Source organism: uncultured Streptomyces sp. (assembly GCF_947488945.1).
In the GTDB taxonomy this organism is placed as follows: Bacteria; Actinomycetota; Actinomycetes; order Streptomycetales; family Streptomycetaceae; genus Streptomyces.
In genome coordinates this window covers 1-1,905 of sequence record NZ_CANLBS010000059.1, presented here as the reverse complement: position 1 = coordinate 1,905, position 1,905 = coordinate 1, and the positions used below count along the sequence as shown (strand labels likewise).

The following is a 1,905-nucleotide window of genomic DNA, read 5'->3' as shown; positions in this document are numbered from 1 at the left end:
GTAGGAGAGCCGGCGTGAGCTTGAGGATCGTTGTCCCTGTGAAGTTTGTGCCCGACGCGACCGGTGAGCGGCGTTTCGGTGATGATCTGACGGTGGACCGTGAGGATGTCGACGGTCTGTTGTCGGAGCTGGACGAGTACGCGGTCGAGCAGGCGTTGCAGATCGCGGGCGAGGCGGACGACGCGGTGGTGACCGTGGTGACGGTGGGTCCTGAGGATGCGCGGGACGCGTTGCGCAAGGCGTTGTCGATGGGTGCGGACAAGGCGGTGCACGTGGAGGACGACGATGTGCACGGTTCGGACGTGATCGCGACGTCGTTGGTGCTGGCGAAGGCGGTGGAGAAGACCGGTTTCGACGTGGTGGTGTGCGGGATGGCGTCGACGGACGGGACGATGGGTGTGTTGCCGGCGTTGCTGGCGGAGCGTCTGGGTGTGCCGCAGGTGACGTTGCTGTCGGAGGTGTCGGTCTCGGGCGGTGTGGTGTCGGGGCGCCGGGACGGGGACGCGGCGACGGAGCGGCTGGAGGCGTCGTTGCCGGCGGTGGTGTCGGTGACCGACCAGTCGGGCGAGGCGCGCTACCCGTCGTTCAAGGGGATCATGGCGGCGAAGAAGAAGCCGGTGGAGTCTCTGGATCTGGATGATCTGGGGATCGGTGCGGACGAGGTCGGTCTGGGCGGTTCGTGGACGCTGGTGGAGTCGGCGGCGGAGCGGCCGGCGCGGACGGCGGGCACGGTCGTGAAGGACGAGGGTGAGGGCGGGCGGCAGCTCGCGGAGTTCCTCGCGGGCCAGAAGTTCATCTAGGACCCCTTTTTCTTCTCCAGGACCCCCTTTCTCCGGGACCTTTTCCGGGACCCCCTGGTTTCTGGCGGGTGCGGGGTTGTGGGGTGGGTCGTTCGTTGTCGTTGTCGTTGTGGTTCTTTCGTGCGGGAGTGGATTGTCGTGGCTGATGTTGTGGTGTATGTGGATCATGTCGACGGGGCTGTCCGTAAGCCGACGCTGGAGTTGCTGACGCTGGCGCGGCGGCTGGGTGAGCCGGTCGCGGTGGCGTTGGGTGCGGGTGCCGCGGGCACGGCGCGGGTGCTGGGTGAGCACGGTGCGGTGCGGGTGCTGGTGTCGGAGGCTGCGGAGTTCGGGGAGTTCCTGGTGGTGCCGAAGGTGGAGGCGCTGCAGGCTGCGGTGGAGGCGGTGTCGCCGGTGGCGGTGCTGGTGGCGTCGTCGGCGGAGGCGAAGGAGGTCGCGGCGCGGCTGGCGCTGCGGATCGGTTCGGGTGTGCTGACGGACGCGGTCGACGTGGAGGCGGGTGCGGAGGGTCCGGTGGCGACGCAGTCGGCGTTCGCGGCGTCGTTCACGACGAAGTCGCGGGTGTCGCGCGGGGTGCCGGTGATCACGGTGAAGCCGAACTCGGCGCCGGTCGAGCCGTCCCCGGCGGCGGGCGCGGTGGAGGAGCTCTCGGTGTCGTTCTCCGAGGGGGCGCGGGGTACGAAGGTCGTCTCGCGCACGCCGCGGGAGTCGTCGGGCCGCCCGGAGCTGACGGAGGCCGCGATCGTGGTGTCCGGCGGGCGCGGGGTCAACGGTGCGGAGAACTTCGCGGTGATCGAGGCGCTCGCGGACTCGCTCGGTGCGGCGGTCGGCGCGTCGCGTGCGGCGGTCGACGCGGGCTGGTACCCGCACACCAACCAGGTCGGGCAGACCGGTAAGTCGGTCTCCCCGCAGCTCTACATCGCCTCCGGAATCTCGGGTGCGATCCAGCACCGGGCGGGGATGCAGACCTCGAAGACGATCGTCGCGGTCAACAAGGACGCCGAGGCCCCGATCTTCGACCTCGTCGACTACGGCGTCGTCGGCGACCTCTTCGACGTCGTCCCCCAGCTCACCGAGGAGATCAAGACCCGCAAGGGCTGACCCC

At 69.5% G+C, this 1,905-nt stretch carries 2 protein-coding genes; both read left to right on the top strand.

Annotated elements, in window-relative coordinates; all coding sequences use genetic code 11:
• Positions 1 to 14: 14 nt before the first annotated feature.
• Complete coding sequence (locus Q0994_RS33795; RefSeq protein ID WP_299542546.1) at positions 15 to 800, top strand: electron transfer flavoprotein subunit beta/FixA family protein; 786 nt, start codon at positions 15 to 17, stop codon at positions 798 to 800.
• A 138-nt stretch (positions 801 to 938) separates the two neighbouring features.
• Positions 939 to 1,901 carry an electron transfer flavoprotein subunit alpha/FixB family protein gene (locus Q0994_RS33790; protein WP_299542543.1) on the top strand — a complete coding sequence of 321 codons (963 nt, stop codon included), beginning with the start codon at positions 939 to 941 and terminating at the stop codon, positions 1,899 to 1,901.
• Positions 1,902 to 1,905: the final 4 nt, after the last annotated feature.